Annotated in this window: 1 protein-coding gene and 1 pseudogene; both read right to left on the bottom strand. The window is 62.8% G+C overall.

Annotation, left to right across the window (positions count from 1 at the left end):
* Positions 1-3,176: pseudogene (locus AU193_RS17380) on the bottom strand (amino acid adenylation domain-containing protein); the annotation flags it as partial.
* 435 nt (positions 3,177-3,611) lie between these two features.
* A partial coding sequence (locus tag AU193_RS17375; protein WP_156425270.1) for a condensation domain-containing protein occupies positions 3,612-4,501 on the bottom strand: 890 nt, incomplete at its 5' end.

The raw sequence follows: 4,501 nt of genomic DNA, 5'->3' as shown, positions 1-4,501 counted from the left end.
CGCAACGGATCAACCGTCATCGCCACCAACACCCGCTGCAACCGCTGCACCAACACCTCAACACCGGCCACATCAAAAACATCGGTGCGGAACTCCACCTCACCGCGAATCCCGCCCGGCTCACCGTCGTCGCCCCAGTACTCACCGAAAGAAAACGCCAAATCCATCCGAGCGGTGCGGGTGTCCACCTCCAACGGCGAGAGCTGCACATCGCCTAACCCCAGCCCGGCTAAATCGCTGTCTTGCCCGACGAAGTTCTGCCAGGCCACCAACACCTGCACCAATGGGTGGTGGGACAAGCTTCGGGTCGGGTTGATCCGTTCCACCAACACCTCGAACGGCACGTCTTGATGTTCATAAGCAGCCAGGCTGCGCGCGCGCACCTGGGTCAACAGCTCGGCAACGGTGGGATCTCCGCCGAGATCGACCCGTAACACCAAGGTATTGACGAAAAACCCGACCAGCGCATCAAGAGCCGGGTCACCGCGCCCGGCGATCGCGAACCCCACCGCCACATCACTGCTGGCACTGACCTTGGCCAACAGCACCGCCAAGGCGGTCTGCACGACCATGAAACTGGTCGCATCATGCTCCCGGGCCACCGCAGCGACCCGCTGCTGCAACTCCGCCGGCCACTCCAGGCGCACCCGCGCACCCCGATAATCGGCCGCCGCGGGATATGGGCGATCGGTGGGCAACTCCAAGCGCTCAGGCAGCCCGGCCAACGCCTGCTCCCAATAACCCACCTGCGCAGCGATCCGGCTCTCAGGGTCCTCGATGTCTCCGAGCTGCTCACGCTGCCACAACGTGTAATCGACATACTGGACCGGCAGATCCACCCACCCCGGTGCCTGCCCGGCACACCGAGCACTGTAAGCCAACGCAAGATCAGTCACCAACGGCCTGATCGACCAGCCATCGGCGGCAATGTGATGTACCACCGCGACCAACACATGCTCATCGTCACCGACACAGAAAAGTTGTGCCCGGAACGGAATCTGCGCCGCGAGATCGAACGGCTGCCTTACCGCAGCGTCGATCGCCCCCTCCAGCCGGCCCTGCGGCCAACCGACGGAATCGACCACCCCCCAATCGAAGTCGACCCGCTCAATCGGCAACACCAACTGCTGCGGAACCCCATCACGAGCCACAAACAACGTGCGCAGACTCTCATGGCGGCCCACCACATCAGCCAACGCCTGACCCAACGCCTCAGCGTCCAACCGCCCACTGAGCCGCAACGCCACCGCCATGTTGTAGATCGCCGAGGGTCCCTGCAACTGATCGATGAACCACAACCGCTGCTGCGCAAACGACAACGGCACTACCGCAGGACGCGGCACCGCCACCAACGGCTCCAACCCGCCACCCTCACCGACATGCAAGGCCAACTCAGCAACCGAAGGCGCTTCGAATAACGCCCGCACCGAAAGACCGGCCTGAAAAGACTTGTTGGCCGCCGCGATTGCCCGCATCGCCAACAACGAATCGCCGCCCAGATCGAAGAACGAGTCATCGACCCCGACCCGATCCAGGCCCAGCACCTGAGCAAAAACGCCGGCGAGAAATTCCTCAGTAGGCGTGCTTGGCCGACGGTATCGACCGCCATCGGTGTACTCCGGCGCCGGCAAGGCACGCTTATCGAGCTTGCCGTTTACAGTCAGCGGCAGCGCCTCCATCGCCACGACCGCTGCCGGCACCATATAAGCCGGAAGACGCTCAGCCAGCACCGCGCGCACCCCGGTCGGATCGGCAGGGCCGACGATATAACCCACCAACCGCTTATCACCAGGACGGTCCTCGCGGGCGATCACCACCGCCTGCTGCACCTCGTCACAGGCCGCCAGGGCGGCCTGCACCTCACCGATCTCGATGCGATACCCGCGAATCTTGACCTGCTCATCAGCACGCCCGAGATACAGCAATTGCCCGTCAGGACCCCACCGCACCAAATCACCGGTGCGATACATCCGCTGCCCACCACCACCGAACGGACACGCCACAAAACGCGACCCCGTCAACGACGGCCGACCCCAATATCCACAAGCAAGTTGAGGCCCGGCAACATACAACTCGCCGATCACATCCTCCGATACAGGCCGCAGCCAGGGATCCAAGACGAACAATGCAGCGCGCGGGACCGGTGAGCCTATTGGCACCTCTGAGCCCTTTGAGCCCGGCGTCAGCGGCGCACTCAGCGCCACCCACATGGTCGTTTCGGTGGGCCCGTAGACGTTGATCATCACCCGGCCCGGCGCCCAGCGGTCCTTCAGCTCAACCGGACAGGCCTCGCCACCCACCACCACGGTCACCGAATCCAGGCCCTCCGGCGACAACATCCCCAATGCAGACGGAGTCTGGCACAAGACATTGACCTGCTCAGCGATCAGCAATTCATGGAAGTTCTCCGGTGAGCCGGCGACCGCATCGGGCGCCACTACCAATCGGCCGCCGTGCAAGAGGGCATTGAAGACTTCCCAGCCCGAGATGTCGAAACTGTAAGAGTGCCACTGTGACCACACCTGACCGGGCGCCGCCAGGTTCGCGCCCAACGGGCCCAGCAGCTGGACGACGTTATCGTGGGTGACCGCCACCCCTTTAGGGACACCGGTGGTGCCTGATGTGTAGATCAGGTAGGCAATGTCGTCGGCGGACGGCCCGGGCAAGGCCTCCGTCGGGTAGGTGTTGACTCGAGGGTCATCGACATTGATCACCTGCACGTCGTGCGCGTCGAGTCGGGCAGCGAGCTTGGTGGTGGTCACCGCGGCTACAGGCGCGGCGTCTGCGATCATGAACCCGATCCGAGATTCGGGCAATGCGGGGTCAATCGGCAAGTAGGCCGCTCCGGTTTTCAGCACCGCCAGCATCGTCACGATCGCCTCGGCCGACCGGGGAAACAATAGCGCCACGAATTCACCCCGGCCGGCTCCGTGCTCGACCAACAGGTTCGCCAACCGATTGGCCGCGCCATCCAGCTCGCGGTATGTCATAGAGCGGCCTTCGAAGGTCACCGCCACCACGTCCGGAGTCCGCGCCACCTGCGCGGCGAACAACTCCGGAACCGACACCACCGACGTCGCCGGCTGCCCCAACACCGCTTGATTGGTCCACACATCGAGGGAGGCCTGCTCATCCTCATCGAGCAGGTCCATCGACAACAATCGCCTTGAAACGTCTGTCATATCTGCTGCCCCATATCAATACGGTTCGTTTTCGCCGCCCGTTCGCACTCTTTGTTCGAGCCACGCGTGCTGGCTAGCGAGGTGTCATCGTGGCTGCGGCTGGCGGCGCCTATGTGGCGGTCAACGGCCATAGCTACCGAATGTTCGCTTCTTGTCCCAAAGCAGCGGTCAGCGTGAGATGCCGCAGTTGTCGGATCAGCACCGGGGAGCTGGATCGACTCGGCTAGACCCGGCGCAGCCGACGAACCGACACGCTGTCGTACCTCGATCATCACACCCCTATGGATTATTCGACGCCGGCGGCACGACGGTGACCGCTAGGCACCTTGTCCTCGGCTTGAAACCCTTGCCGGCTGATCGAAAGCAAGCATGTTAGGCCTCGAAGAGCCGAGCTACTGGCGACGACGGTCGCGCGAGCACGGGCACCCATTAGTGGCCCGTATCAGCGGTCATAGCCACCAACACCTTCTGCATCCGCCTCAAGAGTTTTTCGATCTTCGTCGCATTGAACACCTGGGTGTCGTATTCGACGCGGAGGCGCAATTCGCGGCCCGGCAGGGCTTGTACCGTCAGCGGGTAGTGGTTGTATTCGCGGCTGGTGAAGTCGGTGACGGCCAACTCGTGCTCACCGGCAAACGCGGCGGTATCGACCGGATAGTTCTCATAGATGAACAAGGTGTCGAACAGTTGATCCTGACCGGTGAGGCGATGAATCTCGCTTAGCGCCAGGTGCTGATGCTCGAGGGTGCGGTTATGGGCGCTTTGCAGCTGATCCAACAACTCGGCGATCGTCGTCGCCGCCGTGATGCTGGCGCGCACCGGCACCGTATTGATCAACAGACCGACCATCGATTCCGCACCGGGCACCTCATCCGGGCGCCCTGAGACGGTGGCGCCGAAGACCACGTCGTACTGGCCGGTCAACCAGGAAAGGACTTGCGCCCAAGCACCCTGCAGGACGACGTTGATGGTGGTCTGGCAGGCGCGCGCGAGCTCGCTAATTGCACTAGTTGTCTCCTCTGGTACGAAAGATGTTGTCACGTCACGGGTCCCGAGACCTAACCTTTGCGCCGGTGCGACGAGAGTCGGTGTGTCCAATCCGGCCAGCACGTGAGCCCAAGCCGCGCGCGCAGCATCCAGGTCACGATCAGCCAGCCAGCTCACAAACCGGCGATACGGCACCGGCGCAGCCAGCGGTTGCCCGTAATAACCGGCGAAAATCTCTGTCAACAAAATCGGCAACGACCAGCCATCGAGCACGATGTGATGGTTGGTCAGCACCAACCGATGCCGATCAGCTCCAGTACGGATCAACACCG

It is taken from the genome of Mycobacterium sp. GA-1285 (assembly GCF_001499905.1).
Classification (GTDB): Bacteria; Actinomycetota; Actinomycetes; order Mycobacteriales; family Mycobacteriaceae; genus Mycobacterium.
Note: the sequence above shows the minus strand (reverse complement) of the source record. Positions and strands in the feature narration are given on the sequence as shown.